This is a genomic window from Brevibacterium mcbrellneri ATCC 49030 (assembly GCF_000178455.1).
In the GTDB taxonomy this organism is placed as follows: Bacteria; Actinomycetota; Actinomycetes; order Actinomycetales; family Brevibacteriaceae; genus Brevibacterium; species Brevibacterium mcbrellneri.
The window spans coordinates 1-23,270 of record NZ_ADNU01000016.1; the positions used below are offsets into that span (position 1 = coordinate 1).

A 23,270-nucleotide genomic window follows, 5' to 3' on the forward strand; every position below is an offset into this window, starting at 1 on the left:
TGTCGGGCTAGCGGGATTTGAACCCACGACCTCTTGACCCCCAGTCAAGCGCGCTACCAAGCTGCGCCATAGCCCGTATATGCATTGCGCACGAACTCGGCTAGTGTACACATGGACTATGAGCAAAAGCAATTTGCTTCGCCAGTGACCGGTCAGCTGATCGCAACAAGGAAGTTAGCCGATCACAGCAGGGCGTTTAACCGATAGAAGTAGTGCAACAAACAATGAAATAGTGCAGTAAATGATCATTCGGTGACGCAAGCTACACGGACGTGTGCAAAAGTGCTAGCCTGCATGTGTTCAGCTGTTTGTACTATCGGCTCGCAATATCGGCCACGATATGATGAGAACGGCTATGCTTGAGCAGATAACTCAAGTGAACACTAAGTGGTTTTTGCAACACGTGATCGAGGGGGTCTGATGTCTCAACCCAACCAGCCTACTGGTCAGGGCGACTCGTGGTATCAGGAGGACTCGGGTCAAAAAGCTAAGAAGTTCCCGCTAGGTGGCCCTGCTAACGAAGACTCACCTAATGGTGGTGCGCAGAACCACGACGTGCCTTCGCAACAGCAGGACGTGCCACCACAGGCGCAACCTCAGCCCAACGCCAACCCGTTCAACCCCTTCGGTGGACCCAACCAGGAAGCGCCCGCTCCCCAGCAGGCATCCGCGCCACAGCAGGGCTCTGCTCCTCACCAAGCCTCCACACCACAGCGCGGAACCACTCCAGGGCCGTACGGTGGTGGCATCGACCCACAAGCGGGGTCCTCAGAACAAGCCCTGCACCAGTCGTTTGAACCCGCACCAAGTGGCGCCAACGAACGGACAGATCAACACCAGCCTGCACAACAGGCTCCCGCTCAACAACACGACAACGTGCCAGGCATCTACGACCCACGCACCGGCGAAGTCATGCCCGTAGCAGACCTGAACCGCCTCCAAGACACAGACGCGCTCCTTGTCGTCGTCTCCGGCCCTGATGCCGGCGCGCAAATCCTGCTTGACACCGACGTCGTCACAGTTGGACGCAGCCCCAATGCTGACATCTTCCTTGATGACGTCACCGTTTCTCGCAAACACGCAGAATTCGTGCGCACCCCGTCCGGGTTCACACTGCGTGACACCGGATCACTCAACGGAACCTACGTGGGCCGTCAACTGATCGACTCAGTAGAACTTCGCAACGGGGCTGACGTGCAAATCGGAAAATTCCGCATGATTTTCCAACAACGCCCCCGCCAGTAACAGTGGTTCACATCGAAGTTGAAGTCGTGGGCATTCGTGTCGAGATGCCCGCTAACCAGCGCGTCCTCCTTCTCAAAGGAGTAGACGTTCCCAAATTCCTGCCCATCTGGATTGGCGCCCAAGAAGCTAACGCAATCGGAATCGCTGAACGCGGGTGGGAACCACCTCGGCCTCTCAGCCACAATCTGCTCGTCGACATCATCGAGGCATTCGGTACCGAACTCGACCGAGTCGTCATCACCCACCGAGACGGACACATCATCTACTCGGAACTCCACTTAAGCGACGGCAAAGTCATATCCGCCCGCCCCTCGGACGCCGTCGCCATGGCACTCATCTCCCAGTGCACAATCGAAACCACTCAAGAACTACTCGACGACATTGGAATCGACGCGCCCCAAGCCGACGAAGAAGAAGTCGCACAATTCCGCGAGTTCCTCGACCACGTGTCGCCCGAAGATTTTGACTAACAGAAGGTAGGTAAGTTGAACGACAACATGTTCACCGCTGCAGGGACCGCTCAAGCAACACAACAGACTATTGACGGTCTGGAACGTTGGCGAGAACTCAACCCGCTACAGCAACCCACCTATCTCCACGCTGACGAACTCGAAACAGCACTCACCGAACTACGCCAGCAACCACCACTGATCTTCGCCGGTGAAGCAGACGTTCTCACCGAACACATCGCAAAAGCCTCACGCGGAGAAGCCTTCATTCTTGCTGGTGGGGACTGCGCAGAAACCTTCGCAGACGCAACTGCTGACCAAATTAGCCGTCGCGTTCAAACCATTCTGCAAATGGCAGCCATCCTCACCTACGGTGGATCAGTACCTGTCGTGAAGATCGGACGCATGGCGGGCCAATTCGCAAAACCCCGTTCAGCAGACACCGAAACACGCGACGGCGTCACCCTTCCGTCCTACCGCGGCGACATCGTCAACTCGCACGAATTCACAGAAGAAGCCCGCCGCCACGACCCCCGACGCCTACTCGAGGCATACAACACCTCGGCATCTACGCTGAACCTTATCCGCGCCTTCACCACCGGTGGCTTCGCAGACCTGCGTTTCGTCCACCAGTGGAACCGCGGCTTCCTCAGCGCCAACAAAAACTACAAGCGCTACGAACGCACCGCAGCCGAAATCGACCGGGCCCTCAAATTCATGGAAGCCTGCGGCGCCGACTTCCACAACCTGCGTTCAGTAGAATTCTTCGCCGCTCACGAAGCGCTCCTCCTCGAATACGAACGGGCGCTCACCCGAATCGACTCACGTACTGGCGAACCATACGGGACATCCGGCCACTTCCTGTGGATCGGCGAACGTACCCGCGACATTGACGGTGCACACGTCGACTTCCTATCCCGTGTGAAGAACCCCATCGGCGTCAAACTCGGCCCTAAAGCCACCGCCGATGACGCACTGCGCCTGGCCGAAAAACTCGACCCAAACGGTACTCCAGGGCGCCTCACATTCATTACCCGCATGGGCGCAGAAACGATCCGCGAACGCCTCCCGAAACTGCTCGCAAGTGTGAACCTTCCACACGTCACGTGGGTGTGCGACCCCATGCACGGAAACACCATCACCAGCTCCAACGGCTACAAAACACGTCGCTTCGAAGACGTCATGAGCGAAGTTTCGGGCTTCTTCGACGCACACGCAGAAGCTGGAACCATTCCGGGCGGTCTCCACATGGAACTCACCGGTGACGACGTCACCGAAGTTATGGGTGGAGGCGCTGAAATCGACGAAGAGGGCCTGCGTCGTCGCTACGAAACACGTGTTGACCCACGCCTGAACCACGACCAGTCACTCGAAATGGCATTCCAAGTCGCGGAGTACCTGACGTCTCACTGACGGACCAGGGGTTAGGGGATTAGAAGGGCTACTTGTCCTTCTTTTCGCCCTTTTTAGCTTCGTCCTTCTTGTCATCTTGAGGCTTTTTGTCCTCTGCAGGTTTCTTCCCTTTAGAAATACGCAGAAGGATAAAGTCGCCCGGGTGCTTAGGTGTTCCAGGGGCGGGGTGTTGCGAGATGACCCGTCCCTTTGGAACCGTGTCGTGGTACCGCTCGTCGGTTCCCACTCGGAAACCTAGCCTGAGCATCTTGTGGTAGGCGCTCTTAAACTCCAAACCTTTCACATTTGGCACCGAAATAGGCTCTTCGCCCTTCGACACCGTAATGTTCACTGGCTGAGAGCGTTCAACCTTGTCACCGGGCTTGTGAGACTGGTGGATCACTTCACCCTTGGGTGCGTCAGAGTACTTGTCCTCCACGTTGCCAAGCGTGACTCCAGCCTTTTCGGCTTCTTTGTCCGCGTCGCCACGTTTGAGACCGGTGAGCTTTGGAACAGCAACCAGGTCCTTACCCTTAGACACCACCAGCGTGACAGTGCCACCCGGTTCGACCTGTGTTCCCGGGGCAGGGTGCGTTTCGAGGATCCTGCCAGCAGGTACGTCTGAACTGAATTTTTGGGTAATCGCAACGGTCAAACCAGCCGATTCAACCATGTTTTTCGCGTCAGACTGCTCCACGCCAGTGGCAATCGCTGGTACTTCCTTAGGAGCGTTCGACGCTTGGCGGTTCCACACAATCCCAGACGCAACAAGTGCCACGATGGCGGCAACCGCGATCAGGGCAAAAATGGTGCGCCGCCTACGCGCTACCCGGGGATCGGGCGCCGAGGTGGCCGCTACCTTTGCGTGCTCATCGTCGGCTTTGCGCTCCTCCACTTCAGCGGTGTGTACGACGGTAGTGGGGGAGAGCGCCTCAACGGCGTCGTTTTGCGCCCCGTGTTCCAGCTCCTCGCGTTCCTCTTCCACATCTTCGCTGACCAAGGGCTTTTCGTTAGGGAGCTCAATCGGGTCTGACGATTCGACATCGGCGGTCGCTGTGATGACTGGTCCGGAGTCATCCACGGGGTCTGTTGCACCAAAATCGAGCTCGTCATCGCTAAGTTCCGCACGCGCCTCCGTTAACGCTTGCCTAAAATCTCTGGCAGACTCTGGCCGATCTTCCGGTTCCGGCGAGGTCGCCCACAGCACCAAAGCGTCGATTGCTGGTGGCAGTCCTGGGAGCGCTTCACTGGGGGCGGGCACTCGGTCGTGCACGTGCCGGTACGCCACCTGAATGGGCACCTCGTCGGTGTACGGCTGGGACCCGGTGAGCATTTCGTACAGCATGATGCCCAGCGTGTACAGGTCGGTGCGTGCGTCCGCTCCCGCCCGGGTGACCAGCTCCGGCGCCACGTACCCCACCGTTCCGATGAGCGTTTTGGTGGTTGTTGCCGTGGTGACCGCGCGGGCCAGCCCAAAATCGGTGAGTTTGATTGTGCCTTCCGTGCCCAGCAGGACATTGTCCGGTTTGAGGTCACGGTGAATCATGCCCGCGTCGTGGACAGCTTCGAGCGCTGCCAAGATCGCGTTGCTGACGACGATCGCCTGCCGAGGTGTCAGTTTGCCCCGGTGGCGAAGTTCCTTGCGCAGGGTGACGGATTCGAGGTATTCCATCACCAGGTACACGACGTCCCCATCGCGACCCTGGTCAGTGACTGAAATCAAGTTGGGGTGCTCTAGCCGTGCCGCGTTCATGGCCTCGCGTTCGAACCGCTCAACGAACGATGAATCTGTTGCCAGGTGCGCGTGCATGACCTTGATGGCGATCTGCCGGTCTGTGGTCAGATCGGTGCCCAGGTACACCATGGCCATCCCACCGCGCGCGATTTTGTCATCAACACGGTAGCGACCATTGAGCACGGTGCCTACGAGAGGGTCTTTCACTGTTCACCGTCCGCAGAAGGGCCGCCGAGGTGGCTGTCAGCTGACTGCGTGGATCCGGTTGTTGCGTACCGATTGGCGAGCACTTGGACGGCACGTACATATGCGCGTGTATCTGCTGCGAGACCGTGCGTTTCAATGCTTGCAGCACCTTGATAGTATGCGGCGATTGCGGCTGGTACCGACTCGGTTGAGCCAATAAGTGAGCGGAGAATCACGAGTCCGGCCACGATATTGTCAGCTGGGTCGGTGATGTTGAGCTGACGCTCCGCGAGCGAAGACGCCCACATTCCGGCCCGTGGCGTCACCTGCATAATGCCAATCGCGTTAACTGGGGAGACGGTTCGATGATTCAGGCCAGACTCTTGAGTGGCAATCGCAAGACCTAGGTGTGGGCTCACACCAATTTCTGAAGCCAGCCGCGTGAGAGTTGCGTACACCCAGTCGTGGCGTGGTGCAGGTTTGGTGGACAGTGCCCACTTGTTAAATCGCGCGGCTGCAAGAACGGACTCTGGGTACGGTTCGTCACCGTGGTGTGTGGGAAGTTTAGGCAGACGGTGGTCAAATGTGGGACGGGTCCTGCCGGACGTTGCGCCTGATCCCTGCAACATCAGGAGTTCACCCACCACAATGTGTTGACTGGTCATGGCGTTGGCTCGCATGAGCGCACCCACAGAAGTTGAGTACTTTAACGCAATGGATTCCAGCGAATCACCCGGACGCACGCGGTGCGATGCCGGTGGGGGAGCAACATTCTTTTCTGGCAGAGACAGAATCTGACCGGGACGTACTGCCCCTCCTGTCAAGTTGTTCAGTTCCACCAGAGCGGGAATCGACACCCCATGTTTTTTCGCAATGCTCAGTATTGTGTCTGAACTTTTAACCCGGTAGGTGCGACCCCCGTGCGTGACTGGAACGGCCTCGGTCAGGGTGCCCGAGGTGAATCCGGGCGCGTCGTCAATGAGCGGGCGTTCTTCAAAGCGTTCAGGTAGTTTGCGTGGCTGTTCCTGTTCCCGCTGGAGTAGAGCCTCGACTTCGAGCGCATCGGCACCGGGGTGCGTGCGCGGAGGTCGTTGGCGCGACGAGCGGAAATTGGTCATGAAAAATGCTCCGGGGGAAGACGGGTTTCGCACCTCCAGATTAGTTGCGGCGAGCCATGTTTAGGTGGGTTTGCAGTGCGGCGTGTCGCAAGTACTCTTAAACCATGACTGTTGACACATGGCTCACACGTGAAGAAGTCGCCCAGCTTCTGGGAGTCACTCCGTCGAAGGTCCGTCGCCTGCTGGAGGACCGGTATGTGTGCGGAGTTAAGGATGGGCACGTGGTGAAGATTCCGGAGCTGTTCTTCAAGGACAACGAACCGGTACCTGCTCTGCGCGGAACCATCACGCTCTTGGACGACGCGGGTATGAACGACCAAGAAATCATCAACTGGTTGTTCGCTCAAGACCAAACGCTTCCCGGACGTCCCATTGACCACTTGAGAAAAGGTGCTAAAGCAGAAGTCCGTAGGCGTGCTCAAGCACTGGCGTTGTAAAACCCGTAGCGCTCTTACGTACTAACCCTCACGTATCCCGGCGTGTGAGTCGGTTGGCGTAGGCGCGTAAAAGCTCCAGGTCGTTCGAGCTCACGCCGTGCTGGCCCAGAGTGTCCAGCGCAACGAACGCGTCTTGAAGTTTGGTCTCAATGAGCTCTTCGTGTTCGCGTTTCGCACCGCACTCGTCCAGGAGCGCAATCATGCGGTCGGTGTCTGTGTCCGTTCCCAAGCGCTCACGGAACCACCGGGCGTCCTCATCGTTCATGCGTGCCAACGCCAGCCCCACAAGAACGGTTTTCTTACCTTCAACAAGGTCATCACCCGCGGGCTTACCGGTCGCTTGCGGATCGCCAAACACACCTAGTTCATCGTCTCGCAGCTGAAAAGCTTGTCCTAGTGGCAAGGTAAACGCCGAAAGATCGTGCACAAACTGAGGCTTTGCACCTGCCAAGCGCGCCCCCAGTTCAAAGGGCTGTTCAACCGAGTACTTTGCGGACTTGTACGTGAGCACTTCCATGGCCCGGTCCACAATCTGGGAGTCCGGGACCGGTGCCGCTTGGATCCGGATGTCTAAGTATTGCCCCATCATGACATCTCGACGAAACGCGTCGTGTGTGGCCCGGACATTCGGGTCAGTCACGTTCAGACCGGAAGCGTTGAACAGTTGTTCGGACAGCCCTAGGCACACGTCACCGGCAATGATCGCGGCATTGATGCCAAAGCTCCGGGCGTCTCCCTCAAACCCTGCGCTGCCGTGCATCTGGGAGAAGAACGCGTGAGTGGAAGGGTTACCCCGCCGCATATCGGAGTTGTCAATGATGTCGTCGTGAATGAGCGCGGCCGCGTGAAGAAGTTCAACACTCGCCGCCATATGCGCGATTCCTGGGTGGGTGCCACCAGCCAGCTGATATCCCCACCACGTGGCGAGCGCACGAATCCGCTTTCCCCCCACACAGAAGGCGCGAATCGGGTCGGTGAGTTCAGAGGCCACGGGCGACAAACCAGCCAGTTCATGAGCGAACGTGCCAAGTTCCTGTTCCAAAACAGCGTCGACGTGGGCAATAATGTCCGCAGGCTGATGTAACCGATCCATGCCTGCAAGCCTACAGGGGGAAGTGTGAGCCGCAAGCAACTCGCCCGGTCTGGTGGGGACCTGTCCGCACTGTCCGGCGACGACACCGGGTGTACCACCCTGCATGTGGATATGGATTCCTTCTTCGTGTCCGTTGAGCTGTTAGATCGCCCAGACCTCAAGGGCGCCGAGGTGATTGTGGGCGGCCGTGCAGGTCGAGGAGTGGTGGTGTCGGCTTCATATGAAGCGCGAGCATATGGGGTGTATGCGGGCATGCCCATGAGCCGGGCACTCGCCCAGTGCCCGTCTGCCGTGGTGATCCCACCGTCCCGTGGCCTGTACTCCCAGTACTCCGCCCGGGTTTTCGACATTCTGAAAACCTTTACCGACGAGGTGCATCAAGTGAGCGTCGACGAAGCGTATATCGACGTCGCTTCGGCCGTACGCAGACTGGGACGCCCGGGGGTCATCGCTCAGGACATGCGCGCCCAGGTCCGCGAGGCTACTGGTTTGGCTGCCTCAATTGGAGTCGCCCATTCTCGCGTGGTCGCAAAAATGGCGTCTGCCAGGGCCAAACCCGACGGCATGCTGATTGTTCCCCGCGCTCAAGTTGCCCAGTTTCTTCACGACATGCCAGTTGAAGCAATCCCCGGAGTAGGGGGTAAGACGCAAGACAAACTCGCACGGTATGGAATCACCACTATTGGTCAGCTCGCTGCGTGTTCTCCCGATTGGCTCAACGCCCGCTTTGGTGCACACGGAAAAGGTCTATACGCATCTGCCCATGGCGAGGACTCACGAGACCCAAACCGGGTACGGGACCATTCGATCAGTGCCGAACACACCTTCCCAGCCGACATCTTTTCGCTCCACGAACTTGAACTCGAGCTCATCCGCTTAGCTGACACCGTGGCGAGCCGAGTGCGCAAAGAAGGTAAAGCAGCCCGAACCGTGGGCCTGAAATATCGCACCTCGGACTTCTCAACCTTCACCAGGTCCGCGACCTTGGAAGCACCCAGCGACGTCGCCAGTGAATTCCGCGACGCCCTTCTGCCTGCCCTGGCTAACCTGCACAAACGAGGGACCGGGGTGCGCCTACTGGGCGTTCGCGCGGCGGATCTCAACGACCTCGGCGAGGTGGGACGGCAAGCAACCTTGGAAGATCACGGCACCGGAAAGCGGGATTCAGAAATCGCGCTAGACGCTGTTCGGAATCGTTTTGGGAAGGGCGCAATTTCACGTGCGTCACTCATTCGTACGAATCCTGATAAAACCCATGACGCACCCACGCGCAAGACCGACTATGATAGGGATACCGAGCTTTGAAATGGGGGATTTGTGATGGCGCTGTCGGAACATGAGCAGCAACTTCTTGACCAGCTGGAAAAGCAGTTGCGAAATGAAGACCCTCGATTTGCGCAAAGCATTTCACAATCCCACAGCCCAGCAGGTATCGCACTGTCACCCAAACACCTCGTCACTGGCACGTTGGTGATGGTCGTCGGCTTAGCCGTAGCCCTGGGCGCAGTATTCTTTTTGACTTCACCTCTCTCCACCGTGGGTGGAGTGCTCGGGTTCTTCCTCATGGTGGGAGGCGCCTACTACGCTTTCGCGGTGGCCCCGGCAGGAAAATCGAAAGGGTCCGCTCCCAAGGTTCAGGGGAAGGCAAACAAGCCCAACAAAGGTGGCTTCATGAACCGAGTCGAAGAACGCTGGGACAAGCGTCGCGGTTCGTTCTGACCTTACTTTTTCTTCCACAAGCTCCGTGGCCACAGGGTGGCTCGTACACGCGCAATCACTGAGCCCGTCCTGTCCTTTTTCACATCTGCGACCAGCCCGCGCGCGTCAATATCCAGGGCTTCTCGGGCAGTGCCTGCGTAGCGTTCGCGTTCCAATGCACCTATGAGCGCTTCAATGTCCTGCGCGTGGTCAGGATATTGTTCGGCCAGGTCTCGACCGCGCTTGGCAAGCGTATCTGACGCAGGAGCAGAGTAACCGCAATCCACCTCGGTCGCCCGGATTTCTTCCCACACCAGATTCGCGTCCAGTGGGGTGCGCAAGCGCCGGCTACGGGCGCGAGTGCGCAATACACACGGCACCAGAGCCAGAAGGATCAACGCAAGCACGCCTGCTCCCACAAGGAGCGGAACCGCCGAGGTGGTTTCCGGTTCCTCTTCAAGCGCCGGCTCCTCCGATGGGGTGGGAGTGGGTTCGGCTGCCTCCTCTTCTTCTGGCGCGGGCTCCTCTGAGGGCTCCTGAGTAGGCTCTTCCGGTTCAGGGGCCTGGCCACCTTCAATCGACCACGGAGGTGGAGGACCGGCGGGCCCTCCGGGAGTGGGTTCGAAACGCACCCATCCTGCACCTTCGAAGTACAGTTCTGGCCAAGCGTGGGACCGTTGCATGGTCACGTCATAACCGCCAGCGTCATTGGGCTCGCCGGCAGTGAACCCAACGCCGATGCGCGCCGGGATCCCTTCCATGCGCGCCATCGTGGCCATCGCTGCTGAAAATTGGACACAGTACCCGCGACGGTCTTTGATGAACTGGGAAAGAACACTTCCTGAGGCCTCGTTAGGAGCGTCGAGCGAGTATTCGAAGTCACGGAAGTACGCCTGCATCTTCGCGGCTTTGTCCCAGTCTGTTTCAGCGTCCTTGGTGATTTTGGTGGCTTCTTCCCGGATGTCGCTGGGCAGATCGTTGGGCAGTTTCAAATACTGCTCAAAGGCGTCCTTATTCGCAGACGGAGCCTTTTTCAACTGTTCTGCAGTGGGTTCAACCGAACGGTACTTCACCGAGTAGTTGAGACCGTCAACACCCACGTTGTTACCCACTATGGTGAGAGTGTCGCGGTCGTAGATCCACCTGTCGCCCAGGCCCGAGGTCTCCAGTGGCGCATACTGTGCCGGTAAGTGGTTGCCACCAAGCCCGGTAATCGCAAAAGTGCTGGTGTAGGTGTTGGCTTCAATGTCCGGCCCGAGGTCGCCTGCGGGGAGGCCCGCGTCGGGAGAGGCTCCGCGTTTAAAAGAGAAAGCCGCTGGGGCCCACTTCTTGCCGTCAAATTCCGTCACCGAGGTTAACCGCACAGGAGGTTCGAGTGGGTCGGTAGATTCGTAGGAGAAGACGACGTCGTCACTCTTATTGGTCAGATTGGCGCGCAGATCGAGGAACGGATTGATGACTTTGACGTTCTGGTCGTCCCCAGCTGGCTTGTTCGCTTGCGGAACAATCGGTGGCATGAGAAGGGGGAGGCCAATACCTAAGAAAAGGGCAAGAGCGCCGGCTGTGACAGCCCATAAGAAACCGCGCGACGTTCCGGCATGTGAAGTGAGCAAAAGCAGAATGAACGCGACCGCTACGGCGCACGTGTGCCACCACTGGATTGATGAAGCCGCGATGAACACGGGAATGAGCCACGTGGCCAGGACTAACGCCCCGGCGAGGTGGGTTAAGTGCAGGTCGTGGACCAGGCAGTCCACCAGCATGGTCAGAAGCGCAAAAGACACGGCTGCGAGGACGGTCAGCCCAGCAGTCGATGGGGCTGGAGCGGGAGCAGCGTAGACATCGCGGAAGCCTTGTGCGATCGACCCTGCGAGTTCAGTAAAACTGCTCCCTGTAGGGATGATTCCCAGAAGTGTAGTTTCTGGCAAGGTAACTGCAATGACAGCAAAAAACCCCACTACGAACTGCACGAGCACGGTGAGTCCGGTGCTTCGTGCGACCTCGGACAGCCGCGCCAGCCACCCTGTCGCAACCGTAAGGAAGATGACCGCCACGGTGGGCACGAACCAGTTCCAGTCGCTGAAAACAGCCGAGGTCGCGACCACGGAGAGCACCATAGCAACGAACACTGTGAGAGCTGACACTATTCTCATGCCACACCTCGCAGGCTCCACTGAGCAGGAAGATCCACATCGCCGCCGAACATGCCTGTGAAGTTCATATCCTCAATCGTTTCACTGTCAATATCCGAGGCGTACCACCGGTGAGTGCGAACACGTTGGCCCCCGGTAATGCGCGGAACGTGGTCAGGGTCAGGGGCACAGACAACAAGTTCTGACAAGGCGCGCACTTCGCGAGCAGACGGCATGCGCGCCGGTGTTGCACTTGCGCGGGCAGCTAAGACGTCGACCGGTAAATTGCGTTCACCTGCCTCGGCTCGAACCGACTGTTCACCCATAACGACGTGAACCGTAAAACCAGACCGGGTGAGAGCATGAGTGGCGCTCACTGCCGCGGAGACCAAAAGATCGAACTTGACGGGGTGCGAAATGCCTTCCCCGTGCACGATCACAGCAGCTGCAGGATTATCTTCATCCGCTTCTTGCCTGACCATCAACTGACCGGTTCGCGCAACCGTTTTCCAGTGCACGTGGCGCAAGTCGTCGCCCGGCGCATATTCGCGGGTATAGGAATCACGGGTTGAAGTTCCGCGTGACAAGCGGTCTGTTTCAGCCAGCGGATTAGGGCGGCCACTCATTCCCGGTCCCGCCAACTGAACCCGCGGGGGAGCCACCGCAACTTTGAGCCCTTGAGACACCTTCTTCTTAAACATCGTCAGCCTAAAGGGACCATTGATCGCCACTGTGACAGCGGAAAGCCCGCGAAGACCTCGGGCTGAAGGAGTGAAGGTCGCGTCCACCTCGACGGTTCCACCGCCAGCTACAGACGGCACGTTGACGCCCTGCGGGAAACCGAACCCGTTTTCTGGTTCAATTTCCAGATAAAACGCGCCACTGCGAAATGGAAGAGCGTTCGTCACGCTGACACGCACATCAGTGTCAGCTCCCACATACGTGAGGGGATATCCGCTGACATGCGGCGCGAACGCCCGGAGCTTTACTTTCATACGGGTACTGGTCACAAGCGCGAAGAGAAGCGAAAAAACCGTGAGGAACACCAACAGAATACCCACGGGCAACAGCGCGGGAAGCTGAAAACGGTACGCGGCAATACACAGACTCACGCCTGCAATCAGAAAGACAATGCCAGAAGTCGTAACGCGCATCAGGAAACCGGAGTTGCGGCCACCACGTCACGGATCAGTTGAGAAGTGTGTTCAGGGTGGTCGCTTTCAACCGCGATAATGCGGTGAGCTAAAACCTCTTCAGCCAAGTTCTGCACATCATCAGGTGTCACGTAGTTGCGACCGTTGAGAACAGCATGGGCCTGAGCTGCACGCAGCAACAGCACACCACCACGTGGAGATACCCCCACGGAAATGGCGTCATGCGATCGGGTGGCGGTGAGTAAGCGGACCATATAGGCGCGCAGCTCATCCGTTGCAGTGACATTCGTGACCACCGTGCGGGCACGCTCAATTTCATCCAACGTGGTCACAGGGCTCAACTCATCAAGAGGATCGCGTCCAGTGTTGTGCGCCAGCATTTGAGCCTCGGACTCAACCGACGGATAACCCACCGAGGTGCGGATCATAAAACGGTCTCGCTGAGCCTCTGGAAGGCTATACGTGCCTTCCATGTCAATAGGGTTCTGAGTCGCCACCACAATAAACGGTTGTGGCATGAGATATGTGGTCCCGTCGACGCTCGCCTGTCCTTCCGCCATGCACTCCAGCATTGCGGACTGGGTCTTAGGCGAAGCGCGGTTAATTTCATCGGCAATGACGACGTTGGAAAAAACTGGTCCTGCGCGGAACTCAAAGTGGCGGGTTTCCTGGTTGAACAAGTTCACACCCACGACGTCGGAGGGGAGGAGGTCCGGTGTGAACTGAATGCGTCGAACTGAGCCATCCACCACTCGCCCCAGCGCTTTAGCGAGCAAGGTTTTACCTACGCCCGGAACGTCCTCGAGGAGAAGGTGCCCGCCAGCCAAAAGAGTAATCAGGCTGAGCTCAACAACGCGGTCTTTGCCGTCGAGAACCGTATTAATGGAGTTGCGGGCGCGGGCCGCAAGGTCAGCGATGGATGCGATTTCTGCCTCTGTGGGTGTGCTCATTTCTCTATTTTGGCTCATTGCTCCAGGCATCTCCACTTTGCCCCACCTGGCGCCTCCACTTTCCTCCCCATGGCGCTTCCACTTTCCTCCCCATGGCGCTTGAAGTGCGGTGAAACCTGGTACGAACACGGTTGCAACGCCAGAATTCTAGGTAGGTGCGAGAATTTCTCCCACTTTCCTCCACCTATCTGACCTGCGGTTATATATGTTCTCAGGGTGTTTATGGGCAATAACCTGTATTTGGTGGGGGAAAGTGGAGTACAGTGGTCCCTGTCGAAGCTCGTGGAGTTTCGAAAGGGGTGAGACGGCATGTTTTTGGGTACGCATATGCAGCGGCTCGATGACAAAGGTCGCCTCATCCTGCCCGCAAGGTTCCGGGAGGAACTGGCCGGTGGACTCGTAGTAACTCGCGGACAAGAGCACTGCCTCACCCTGTTCTCAGCCCGAGAGTTCGAGGCAGTCCACGAAAAACTGCGAACCGCACCCATGACCAGTAAGGACGCACGTGACTACCTACGCGTGTTCCTCTCTGGGGCTTCGGCAGAACAACCCGATAAACAAGGGCGCATCACCATCCCGCAGATTCTCCGCAAATACGCGGGACTCGAGCGTGAACTTGCGGTGATCGGCCTAGGGAATCGGGTTGAAATCTGGGACGCCCACACATGGGAGTCCTACTTGAACGAAACCGAACAAGGATTCGCGGACCGGACCGACGAAGTCATCCAGGGAGTCTTCTGATGTTGCTGGATTCCGATCTCTGTTCGTCCATGTTGTTTTGGAGCACTTCCCCGGTTCCAAAGCCCCAGTCCTGACACACTTCCCCGGTGCCAGGGCCGTGGACGAACGGAGTTCAGTTTTCAGCAACACAACAACAGCCAGGAAGGAGGTGGCCATGACATATCCACACGTTCCCGTTTTGCTTGACATGTGCGTCGAACTCCTGGGGCACGGAATAGAAGAAGCACGGGCACGCGGTATTGCGCCCGTCGTTATCGACTTCACGCTGGGCATGGGTGGCCACTCAGAAGGAATCCTGCGCGTTTTCGACGACGTTCACGTCATCGGAATTGACCGTGACCCTGCCGCTATCGAGATCGCGACTTCCAGGCTCGCCCCGTTTGGTTCCCGCTTTGAGGCCGTGTGCACCTCAGACGACAACATTTCCGAGGTTCTTGAACAACGTGGAAACCCGCCGATCTCCGGAGTCCTTTTCGACCTCGGCGTCTCCTCTTTACAACTCGACGATGACGCACGTGGTTTCAGCTACTCCCGCGACACCCCGCTGGACATGCGCATGAACCCCACGGAAGGTATCAGCGCCGCCGACGTTCTCGCTACATACTCCGAAAACGACCTCACACGGATTATTTCCACATACGGCGAAGAACGGTACGCGCGCAGAATCGCCCGCGCGATCGTTGCCGACCGGGAACACACGCCGTGGACCTCGACTCAACAACTCGCCGACCTGATCGGTCGGATAGTGCCAGATCCCAAGAACCAACGGAAACGTTCCCACCCAGCCAAGCGCACCTTTCAAGCCCTGCGCATCGAAGTCAATGACGAACTCGGCAACATCACCCGGTCGCTGCCTGCGGCACTCTCTGCCCTCCACCTCGGGGGTGTGGCTGTTGTGGAGTCCTACCAGTCGGGCGAAGACATAATCGTCAAGCGCATTTTTCGCCAGGGAACCACTGTTCAGGCACCACCCGACCTCCCCGTTGTGCCCGACCACCTCAAACCGTGGCTAGAAGAAATTGTCCGAGGTGCCTACAAAGCGCCCCAAGAAGAAATCGACCACAACCCCCGCGCCGCATCTGTGCGGCTGAGAGCCGTGAGAAAAACTGGAGTTGATCCCGCGTGAGCACAGCCCTAAAGCGCTCCGTTCAGCGGAGCCCAGTCACCACCCAACGACCACTCAAACTCATCACGTCCCCGGTGCGCCGAACACGTACGTTCCCATTTATTTGCATGGGGATTCTGTTCGTCGGTGTTGTCGCGGTGCTGCTGGCCAACATCTTCGTGTCGAACACGACCTACAAGATCAACGACTTGAGCCAAAAAAACGAAGACCTGCAATCTGAACGCGATCGGCTATCAGAAGACATTGCGTACAGGCAAAGCCCACAAAATGTTCACAAAGCCGCCCGCCAGATGGGTCTAGTGCCCGCAGACAAGGTGTTCTTTGTGACGGCCGACGGCAAAATCGTCGCAGCACGCGAAGATCCTGGCAAGAAAGTGGGAACCGTGCCCGGCCCGCGTGCCGATACACGGGATGACGTCCGACCAAACCTACGATCGGATGAGAAGCTTCCCGCAGTTGGAGAAAGCGGAAAAGATCTCGAAGCGCCCACAGTGAAAACCCCGTAGAAAAGGATGACGAATGCCCGCGACGACGGCCAGCCGAAAGGTTGCTAACCCCAAGCGTCGCATGGCATTCGTCGTACTCGCAATCGTCGTTGCCCTGGTTCTCATCGTGGCCAAGCTCGTAACGATTCAGGGTATGGATACCGCGAAGCTAGCGGAAAAAGCACTGGATTCTAGGCTCGTGGACAAAACCCTACCGGCCAAACGTGGTGCCATTCTCGCTGCCGACGGAACCGTCCTAGCCGACAACGCTAAACGGTTTCAACTGATAGCCGACCCCGTGAACGTCGCCGCGTACAAGGACGAACAGGGCAAGGTTGTTGGAGCCTGGGGAGCTGCCAATAAGATCGCACCCATCCTCAACACCGACCCTGGACTCATCTACCCCAAGCTCAAACCTCAAGGAGAGACACGGTGGAGTCCCATCGCGGACGGACTCACCAATGAAGTCTGGGTGAAAATCCGTGACCTCAAAATACCCGGCATCACCGTCGACGAATCCTCCGTCCGCACCTACCCGGCAGGAGAAATAGCCGGAAACGTTGTGGGGTTTGTGGGACGCGACGGGGAAGCGCTCACTGGACTCGAACGCCAGTACCGCCACCTTCTGACCGGAAAAGACGGCAAACAACAGTACGAACGCGGACTGTCAGGCGACCCCATTCCGTTGGGAAACAATTCGCAAGTTCCACCTGTCGACGGGACAGGCCTGCAGCTCACCATCGACACGAACATTCAAATGAAAGCCCAGAACGCTATTGGCGAAGCTGTCAAAAAGCACAAGGCCGAATGGGGAACCGTCGTCATTCAAGAAGCAGGAACTGGACGCATCCTCGCCGCTGCCGAATCACCCACCGTGGACCCCAACAATCCAGGCAAAAGCAAAGCCGAAGACCGCGGATCTCGCGCCTTTACCGCAACCTTCGAACCTGGGTCAACAGCGAAACTCATTACCACCTCGGCGCTCATCGACAGCGGAAAAGCGACCGCCGATTCGCAATACGTGGTGCCCGACAAATGGAAGGCCCCCAACGGAGAAGTCTTCCGTGACTCCCACAACCACGAAGACCAGAACCTCACCCTGGCGGGGATCCTCATGGACTCCTCCAACACGGGAACACTCATCGCCGCAGAGGGTATGAACGATCAAGAACGCTATGAGTGGCTTAAGAAGTTCGGTTTCGGCACACCTCCTGACCTTGAGTTCCCCGGAACGAGCCGCGGAATCCTGCGCTCACCTGATGCGTGGGACGCGCGCACCCGAAACGCGGTCCTGTTCGGTCAAGGTGTTGCAGCGACCTCGCTGCAGACCACTCAAGCGTTTGCCATCATCGCTAACGACGGAAAGGCGATTCCTCAACGGATTGTCAACGGAACCGTGGACCCCACTGGAAAAATCGCGGAGATTCCGCTCAAAGACGGCACTCAAGTGGTGAAGCCCCAGACCGCTCGGACCATGCGCGAGATTCTCGAAGCGACGGTTGTAGACGGGACTGGAGGCAACGCTAAAGTTCCCGGTTACCGTGTGGGTGGTAAGACCGGAACGGCCCAAGCACCAGCGGATAAAGGTGGCGGATTTGACGGCTACACGGCAAGCTTCATTGGCATCGCTCCCATTGACGATCCCAAAATTACGGTGTCGGTGACCCTGCAACGACCACGCACAGGCCACTATGGTGGTTCGGTGGCCGCGCCAGTGTTTTCCGATGTCACCGGGTACGCGTTAAAACAAATGCGCGTACCTCCATCCGGCCCTGTCCCAGAACTTCCAGCTAGAGAGTGGAAAAATGAAGATCGCTGACCTTACGCTTGAGCACACCACGGTAATGGGAGATCCAGACCGTGATATCACGAGCGTGGACAACGACTCCCGTACCACCAAGCCAGGTGGTCTGTACGCGGCTTTTCCCGGCGCTAACGTCCACGGGGCTAGCTTTGTTACCCAGCTGGTTGATAAGGGCGTGCGAGCGTTCCTTACTGACCCAGCCGGTGTGGAGATCATGCGCGAGGCACAGGTGGACCTCACTGATCTGACAATCCTTGTCCACGAATTTCCGCGAGCAATCGCCGGGCATATTGCAGCCCAGGTGTACGGCACGGGTGAGAGCCCGGCGATGTTCGGAGTGACAGGCACGAACGGTAAGACCACAACCACATTCATTCTCGACGCATTTCTTCAAGCGCTGGGTCACACAACGGGTCTCATTGGCACTGTCGCCACGGTGATCGCAGGAGACCGGGTCGACAGTGTACGCACCACCCCAGAGGCTTCGGCGTTGCACCAACTTTTGGCCCGAATGCGGGACGCAGGTGTCGACACATGTTCGATGGAAGTGTCCTCTCACGCACTGAGCCAGCACCGGGTGGATGGTGTGCACTTTGACGTTGTGAGTTTCACGAACCTTTCGCAGGACCACCTGGACTACCACGGCACCATGGACGAGTATTTCAGTGCGAAAGCTGCCCTCTTTACCCCGGAATTTGCCTCCCGCGGAGTAGTTGTCCTGGCTGACGACTGGGCTCGCAAACTCGTTTCGGTGTCTCAGATCCCAGTAGTGACCGTGTCGATGAACAGCGAGGACAAACCGGACTATCTGGTGGTTCAAGGCGACTCGTGGGAACTCCACACGCCGCAGGGCAGAATTCCATTTACCCCCGTTCTGCCCGGCTTGTTCAACGTGACGAACACTGCGCTGGCTCTTGCGATGCTGTTGGAGTTCGGGGTTCAGTTTGACGCGGTCGCGTCAATTGCGAACGGGACCGAGGTCGTTGTTCCCGGGCGCATGGAAGTGGTGAATGCGGAACATCCTCGGGCAATCATTGACTATTCACACACGCCAGATGCAATCGAAAAGGTTCTGGACCGGTTGTCGGGCGACCCTGTCGTGGTGGTTGTGGGCGCTGGAGGCGACCGAGACTCAACGAAACGGGCAGCGATGGGTGTGGCTGCAGCGCGTGGCGCCGATGTTGTGATTGTCACAGATGACAATCCGCGATCGGAAGATCCGGCTGCTATTAGGGCACAGGTTTTGGCTGGTGCCCGCGAAGCAGCAGGCGCCCGTGCCCATACCGTTGAAGAGTGCGAGAACCGTGGCACAGCGATCCGTCGAGCAGTTGAGCTCGCGGGCGCAAACGGGACTATTGTTGTTGCTGGGAAGGGGCATGAAACCGGTCAAGAAATCGCTGGTGAAGTGCTTCCTTTTAGCGACCGTGACAAGACACGCGAAGCCATTGAAGCTCATGTCCGTCATGAGAACCGGTAAAGTTCAGGAATGATATGAAGGAATTCACCGCACAGCAGATTGCTGACATCGTTGGGGGAGAGCTATATGGCATTGACCCCCAGACAACTCTGAGTGCCGGAGTTGAAACCGATTCCCGCGAGGTTTCTCCAGGCGATATTTTTGTCGCTCGCAGGGGAGAGACGACCAATGGAATCGAGTTCGCGCCGTCTGCGATAGCTGCCGGAGCTGCTATCGTGATTGCCGAGGCGGTCCCGACCGTTGGCGATGACACTCTTCCGTCGTGTGTCGTTACGGACGCCACTGTCGCTCTTGGGAAACTCGCATCGGCCAGTGTCGAGGCCTTGCGTGAAACCATGACTGTCATTGCGATCACCGGTTCCAGCGGAAAAACTTCAGTGAAAGACCTCGTGTCTGTTCTTTTGGCCGGTGAAGGTGAGACCGTCTACCCGCCTAACTCGTATAACAACGAAGTCGGTGTTCCACTGACAGCTTTGCGCGCCGGTGAAGAGACTCGTTTCCTTGTACTCGAAATGGGTGCGCGGTCAATTGGAAACCTCGCATATCTCACATCGCTCATCCGTCCTGATATTGCAGTTGAACTCAACGTCGGTGCAGCTCACTCTGGAGTGTTTGGCTCGATCGACAACACTGCCCGGGCTAAAGCAGAACTGGTTGAGTCGCTCCAGGAACCAGGGTGGGCGGTTCTCAATGCCGACGACCCGCGCGTCCGTGACATGCAGAACGTTCTCGCTCAGGGTGTTAACACCATGTGGTTCAGCGAAGGTGAACCCACCCGCCCAGACACAACAGTGTGGGCAAGCGATGTCACGACAGGAGCAACGGGCCGTTCATCGTTCGTTTTACACCTCCCAGGCGAAGAACCGGCACAGGTTGAACTCTCCCTATTGGGACGGCACCACGTGTCAAACGCTCTAGCGGCAGCAACAGTTGCTCACTTGTGTGGAGTGACGGCACGCTCAATCGTGACCACGCTTGCGACCGCGGGCGCTGCAAGCAGGTGGCGGATGGAACTTGTCGACTCTCCTAATGGCGTTACCGTCATCAACGATGCCTATAACGCCAACCCTGACTCGATGCGCGCTGCCCTCATCACACTCGCGGAGATGGGACGCGGCGATGACGAGAACCCACCTCGGCGTACGGTCGCGGTGTTGGGCGAAATGCTTGAGTTGGGCGACACTTCAATAGAAGAACACGACAAAATTGGAAGCCTTGTGGTGCGCTTGAACATTTCCCGCACGATCGCAGTGGGCGAAGGCGCGCGTCCCATCTACCAGGCCGCCAACCTCGAAGGCTCCTGGGGAAACGAAGCCGCATGGGTTGAAAACATCTCTGAAGCACGTGACCTTCTGCAGTCAGAACTTCAACCTGGAGACATCGTCCTCTTTAAGTCCTCACGCGACGCTGGACTGCGTTTCCTCGGTGATGAGATCGCCGGAGTTTCGGGGGCCCAGTGATTGCCGTACTCCTCGCAGCATGTATTGCGCTCGTCCTGACACTCGTGGGAACACCACTTTTTATTCGTGTGCTTGTCAAACGCGGATATGGGCAATTCGTTCGCGATGACGGACCCGCATCCCACGCAACGAAACGAGGCACCCCCACCATGGGTGGTGTTGTCATTCTCTTGTCTGCCGTTATCGCGTACTTTTTAGGCCACCTGTTCACACGTTCTAGTCCCACCTCGTCAGGGCTTTTGGTGCTGTGGCTTGCTGTGGGTCTGGGAATCGTTGGATTCTTGGACGACTACATCAAGGTATCGAAGCAGCGGTCACTGGGTCTACGGCCTGCGGGCAAACTCATTGGCCAAGGTTTTGTCGGAGTGTCGTTCGCGGTTTTGGCACTGCTGTTTCCGAACGAACACGGGCGCACTCCGGCGTCAACAAAGATTTCTGTTTTGCGTGATATTGACGCCCTAGACCTCGCTTTCTGGGGAACAGTTCTGGGAATGGTCCTGTTCGTGGTGTGGGCCAACCTCATCATCACGGCTGCCTCGAACGCGGTGAATCTCACTGACGGTTTGGACGGACTCGCATCGGGTGCCGCCGCAGTAGTGTTTGCCGGTTACGTCATCATCACGTCCTGGCAATCGATCCAAAACTGTGATCTCATGACCACTGCGCGTGCCGGGTGTTACATCGTACGAGACCCACGTGATTTGGCGATCGTCGCCGCAGCAATGGGTGCTGCATGTATTGGGTTTTTGTGGTGGAACGCTTCACCAGCCAAGATTTTCATGGGCGACACCGGTTCACTGGGTATCGGCGGAGCGATTGGCGGGCTCGCGATGATGTCGCGCACCGAACTTCTGCTGGTGGTTTTGGGTGGCCTGTTTGTCATTATTACGCTGTCCGTGATTATCCAGGTGACGTCGTTCAAGCTCACCGGAAAACGTGTATTCCGGATGGCTCCGCTTCAGCACCACTTTGAGCTCAAAGGGTGGGGCGAAGTGACGATTGTGATCCGATTCTGGATCGTGGCCCTCATTGGGGTAGTTATTGCTGTTGCTCTCTTCTACGCCGAGTGGGTGTCGTACCTTGCCTGATGTTCTGGTACCCGGTGCGACCCCGGTGGATTACCCACTCGCTGACAAGATCCCTGAACAGATCATTGGCCCGGACTCCTCTTTAGACGGACTCACGATCGTGGTCACTGGCTTAGGTGTTTCTGGATACCCCATGGCGGTCCACCTGGCTGAACGCGGTGCCCATGTCATTTGCGTCGACGGTGATACACAGATCGACCGAAGCGAACATGAGACGATTCTGCGCGTGTTTGATGTGGACATTCGCCGTGGCCCCGAACACGTCACCGAGCTGCCAACAGCCTCGGACGGTTCGCTTCCTGATCTGGTGTGCACGTCCCAAGGATGGCGCCCAGACCAACCGCTTTTGGTAGATGCTCAAGCTAAGGGCGTGCCGGTTATTGGGGAAGTGGAACTGGCATGGCGCGTCCGTGGAACGAACGCTGCACCGTGGCTCGTCATCACGGGAACAAACGGCAAAACCACGGCCACCTCCATGCTCGCGTCCATGTTTAGGGCCGCTGGAGTCAACGCTGTCGCGTGTGGCAATATCGGTTCTCCACTCCTTGAAGCTGTTCTGGATCCGGCCGCTGAAGTGCTTGCGATTGAACTGGCAAGTTTCCAACTGCACTGGCAGTTCTCAATGTGCGCTCACTCGGCTGCCGTGCTCAACCTGGCTCCCGACCACGTGGACTGGCACGGGTCGTATGAGAACTACGTCGCCGATAAGGCGCGGGTGTACTCGAATGTGATGAAGGCCTGTGTGTACAACCGCGAAGACCTTGCTACGCGTAAGTTAGTTGAAGACGCCGAGGTGGTCGCTGGCGCCCGCGCGGTAGGTTTTGGTTTGGGTGTTCCAGGGCCAGGAGAGTTTGGCCTGGTAGAAGACATCTTGGTGGACCGTGCCTTTGCACCTAATCGTTATTCGAGCGCGTTGGAACTCGCCAGCCTGGATGATGTTGCGAAAGCAGCTGGAACCACGTCTGCTCCAGATCACTACGTCATGAACGCACTCGCTGCGGCCGCGCTTGCTCGCAGTATTGACCTCCCGCCTGTAGCGGTGCGTGACGGCCTGCGGTCCTTTGCCCCCGGTGACCACCGGATGCGGGTTGTGCGCACACTCGACGACATCACGTGGGTGAATGACTCAAAGGCCACGAACCCGCACGCGGCGTCTGCCGCACTGGGATCTTTTGACCCCATTGTGTGGATCGCTGGTGGTCTGCCGAAGGGCGCGGACTACCACGACATCGTTGAAGGTTTTAAAGACCGTCTCCGGTCTGTAGTTGTCATCGGTGAAGACGATTCGGCGCTGAGTAGCGCGTTGGAAGCGTCGCACGTTGACACGATCCGCATTGAACCAGGTCCGCGCGTTATGGAACGTGCTGTAAACGCTGCCCGCGAGCTTGCTCAGCCAGGTGACACCGTGCTGTTGAGCCCAGCGGCTGCCAGCATGGACCAGTTCACCAACTACATTGAGCGCGGGGACGCTTTTGAACAGGCAGTAAGCGAGCTGTAAAC

The 23,270-nt window shown here is 57.8% G+C and carries 20 protein-coding genes and 1 tRNA gene; 14 read left to right on the forward strand and 7 right to left on the reverse strand.

What is annotated here, in order from left to right; translation table 11 throughout:
* Positions 1–2: 2 nt before the first annotated feature.
* A tRNA-Pro gene (locus HMPREF0183_RS02055) sits at positions 3–76 on the reverse strand.
* A 344-nt stretch (positions 77–420) separates the two neighbouring features.
* On the opposite strand from HMPREF0183_RS02055, the gene HMPREF0183_RS13470 reads away from it, so the two are divergent.
* The 3 genes from HMPREF0183_RS13470 to HMPREF0183_RS02070 are packed head-to-tail and all read left to right on the forward strand — an operon-like array spanning position 421 to position 3,107.
* The gene (locus HMPREF0183_RS13470; protein ID WP_005882319.1) at positions 421–1,245 is read left to right on the forward strand and encodes an FHA domain-containing protein; all 825 of its coding nucleotides are present in this window, start codon (positions 421–423) and stop codon (positions 1,243–1,245) included.
* A 2-nt stretch (positions 1,246–1,247) separates the two neighbouring features.
* Complete coding sequence (locus HMPREF0183_RS02065) at positions 1,248–1,715, forward strand: bifunctional nuclease family protein (protein ID WP_005882321.1); 468 nt, start codon at positions 1,248–1,250, stop codon at positions 1,713–1,715.
* 27 nt (positions 1,716–1,742) lie between these two features.
* Positions 1,743–3,107 (forward strand): class II 3-deoxy-7-phosphoheptulonate synthase, encoded by a 1,365-nt coding sequence (locus HMPREF0183_RS02070; protein WP_050775320.1) that lies wholly within the window; start codon positions 1,743–1,745, stop codon positions 3,105–3,107.
* A gap of 28 nt (positions 3,108–3,135) precedes the next feature.
* Here the strand turns inward: HMPREF0183_RS02070 and pknB are convergent, their stop codons facing one another.
* Both pknB and HMPREF0183_RS11990 read right to left on the reverse strand, forming a co-directional pair.
* Positions 3,136–5,028, reverse strand: a complete 1,893-nt coding sequence (pknB, locus tag HMPREF0183_RS02075; protein ID WP_005882326.1) for a Stk1 family PASTA domain-containing Ser/Thr kinase — start codon at positions 5,026–5,028, stop codon at positions 3,136–3,138.
* Positions 5,025–6,125, reverse strand: coding sequence for a lytic transglycosylase (locus HMPREF0183_RS11990; RefSeq protein ID WP_005882328.1), 1,101 nt, complete (start codon positions 6,123–6,125; stop codon positions 5,025–5,027). The genes pknB and HMPREF0183_RS11990 overlap by 4 nt, the downstream gene beginning before the upstream one ends.
* Positions 6,126–6,229: 104 nt before the next feature.
* Between HMPREF0183_RS11990 and HMPREF0183_RS02085 the strand changes: the two genes are divergently transcribed.
* Positions 6,230–6,562, forward strand: coding sequence for an Rv2175c family DNA-binding protein (locus HMPREF0183_RS02085; RefSeq protein WP_005882330.1), 333 nt, complete (start codon positions 6,230–6,232; stop codon positions 6,560–6,562).
* Between the two features lie 28 nt (positions 6,563–6,590).
* Here HMPREF0183_RS02085 and HMPREF0183_RS02090 read toward each other — a convergent pair whose 3' ends face one another.
* Entirely contained in the window at positions 6,591–7,655 is a 1,065-nt protein-coding gene (locus HMPREF0183_RS02090) for a polyprenyl synthetase family protein (protein WP_005882331.1), read from the reverse strand.
* A gap of 24 nt (positions 7,656–7,679) precedes the next feature.
* Between HMPREF0183_RS02090 and dinB the strand changes: the two genes are divergently transcribed.
* On the forward strand, positions 7,680–8,960 hold the full coding sequence (dinB, locus tag HMPREF0183_RS02095) for a DNA polymerase IV (RefSeq protein ID WP_005882333.1): 1,281 nt from the start codon (positions 7,680–7,682) through the stop codon (positions 8,958–8,960).
* Between the two features lie 15 nt (positions 8,961–8,975).
* Positions 8,976–9,374 (forward strand): DUF3040 domain-containing protein, encoded by a 399-nt coding sequence (locus tag HMPREF0183_RS02100; RefSeq protein ID WP_005882335.1) that lies wholly within the window; start codon positions 8,976–8,978, stop codon positions 9,372–9,374.
* Positions 9,375–9,376: 2 nt separating this feature from the next.
* On the opposite strand, the gene HMPREF0183_RS02105 is transcribed toward HMPREF0183_RS02100, so the two are convergent.
* The 3 genes from HMPREF0183_RS02105 to HMPREF0183_RS02115 are packed head-to-tail and all read right to left on the reverse strand — an operon-like array spanning position 9,377 to position 13,589.
* The gene (locus HMPREF0183_RS02105) at positions 9,377–11,506 is read right to left on the reverse strand and encodes a transglutaminase TgpA family protein (RefSeq protein ID WP_005882337.1); all 2,130 of its coding nucleotides are present in this window, start codon (positions 11,504–11,506) and stop codon (positions 9,377–9,379) included.
* Positions 11,503–12,639 carry a DUF58 domain-containing protein gene (locus HMPREF0183_RS02110; RefSeq protein ID WP_005882339.1) on the reverse strand — a complete coding sequence of 379 codons (1,137 nt, stop codon included), beginning with the start codon at positions 12,637–12,639 and terminating at the stop codon, positions 11,503–11,505. The genes HMPREF0183_RS02105 and HMPREF0183_RS02110 overlap by 4 nt, the downstream gene beginning before the upstream one ends.
* Positions 12,639–13,589 carry an AAA family ATPase gene (locus HMPREF0183_RS02115; RefSeq protein ID WP_040347711.1) on the reverse strand — a complete coding sequence of 317 codons (951 nt, stop codon included), beginning with the start codon at positions 13,587–13,589 and terminating at the stop codon, positions 12,639–12,641. The genes HMPREF0183_RS02110 and HMPREF0183_RS02115 overlap by 1 nt, the downstream gene beginning before the upstream one ends.
* A gap of 309 nt (positions 13,590–13,898) precedes the next feature.
* On the opposite strand from HMPREF0183_RS02115, the gene mraZ reads away from it, so the two are divergent.
* The 8 genes from mraZ to murD all read left to right on the forward strand — a co-directional run bounded on the left by mraZ (position 13,899) and on the right by murD (position 23,268).
* Complete coding sequence (gene mraZ, locus HMPREF0183_RS02120) at positions 13,899–14,330, forward strand: division/cell wall cluster transcriptional repressor MraZ (RefSeq protein WP_005882343.1); 432 nt, start codon at positions 13,899–13,901, stop codon at positions 14,328–14,330.
* A 154-nt stretch (positions 14,331–14,484) separates the two neighbouring features.
* Positions 14,485–15,456 (forward strand): 16S rRNA (cytosine(1402)-N(4))-methyltransferase RsmH, encoded by a 972-nt coding sequence (gene rsmH / locus HMPREF0183_RS02125; RefSeq protein ID WP_040347712.1) that lies wholly within the window; start codon positions 14,485–14,487, stop codon positions 15,454–15,456.
* Entirely contained in the window at positions 15,453–15,962 is a 510-nt protein-coding gene (gene ftsL, locus HMPREF0183_RS02130) for a cell division protein FtsL (RefSeq protein ID WP_050775312.1), read from the forward strand. Before rsmH ends, ftsL begins: the two co-directional genes overlap by 4 nt.
* A 13-nt stretch (positions 15,963–15,975) precedes the next feature.
* The gene (locus HMPREF0183_RS02135; RefSeq protein ID WP_005882350.1) at positions 15,976–17,760 is read left to right on the forward strand and encodes a peptidoglycan D,D-transpeptidase FtsI family protein; all 1,785 of its coding nucleotides are present in this window, start codon (positions 15,976–15,978) and stop codon (positions 17,758–17,760) included.
* The gene (locus HMPREF0183_RS02140; RefSeq protein ID WP_005882352.1) at positions 17,747–19,222 is read left to right on the forward strand and encodes a UDP-N-acetylmuramoyl-L-alanyl-D-glutamate--2,6-diaminopimelate ligase; all 1,476 of its coding nucleotides are present in this window, start codon (positions 17,747–17,749) and stop codon (positions 19,220–19,222) included. Before HMPREF0183_RS02135 ends, HMPREF0183_RS02140 begins: the two co-directional genes overlap by 14 nt.
* 14 nt (positions 19,223–19,236) lie before the next feature.
* Positions 19,237–20,682: a UDP-N-acetylmuramoyl-tripeptide--D-alanyl-D-alanine ligase gene (locus HMPREF0183_RS02145; RefSeq protein ID WP_005882353.1), complete on the forward strand. Its 1,446-nt coding sequence runs from the start codon at positions 19,237–19,239 to the stop codon at positions 20,680–20,682.
* Positions 20,679–21,770 (forward strand): phospho-N-acetylmuramoyl-pentapeptide-transferase, encoded by a 1,092-nt coding sequence (mraY, locus tag HMPREF0183_RS02150; RefSeq protein WP_005882355.1) that lies wholly within the window; start codon positions 20,679–20,681, stop codon positions 21,768–21,770. Before HMPREF0183_RS02145 ends, mraY begins: the two co-directional genes overlap by 4 nt.
* Positions 21,763–23,268 (forward strand): UDP-N-acetylmuramoyl-L-alanine--D-glutamate ligase, encoded by a 1,506-nt coding sequence (gene murD, locus HMPREF0183_RS02155; RefSeq protein WP_005882356.1) that lies wholly within the window; start codon positions 21,763–21,765, stop codon positions 23,266–23,268. The genes mraY and murD overlap by 8 nt, the downstream gene beginning before the upstream one ends.
* Positions 23,269–23,270 lie beyond the last annotated feature (2 nt).